The sequence below is a fragment of the Mesorhizobium sp. M4B.F.Ca.ET.214.01.1.1 genome (assembly GCF_004791545.1).
GTDB classification, from domain to species: domain Bacteria; phylum Pseudomonadota; class Alphaproteobacteria; order Rhizobiales; family Rhizobiaceae; genus Mesorhizobium; species Mesorhizobium abyssinicae.
This window is the reverse complement of record NZ_SRUX01000278.1, coordinates 1-286: the sequence shown is the minus strand read 5'-3', so window position 1 is coordinate 286 and position 286 is coordinate 1. Positions and strand designations below refer to the sequence as shown.

The 286-nt window shown below is 68.5% G+C and carries 1 protein-coding gene; it reads left to right on the top strand.

Annotated elements, in window-relative coordinates:
* Positions 1-286 (top strand): NAD(P)-binding domain-containing protein (locus tag EN857_RS34245; protein WP_245521693.1); only part of this gene is annotated, 286 nt, incomplete at both ends.

The window sequence follows — 286 nt, the reverse complement described above, 5'->3', positions numbered from 1 at the left end:
GTCGGTTTACGAAGACATCGCGCCGAAAGCCAAGAAAGGCGCGCTGTTCATCGATTCCTCGACGATCGATGTCGAATCGGCGCGCAAGGCGCATGCCATTGCCGCCAAGCATGGCCTGCCCTCGATCGACGCGCCTGTCTCGGGCGGCACCGGTGGCGCGGCGGCCGGCACGCTGACCTTCATGGCCGGCGGCTCCGATGAGGCTTTCGCCACCGCCGAACCGATCCTGAAGCCGATGGCCGGGCGCGTCGTCCATTGCGGCGGTGACGGCGCCGGCCAGGCAGCC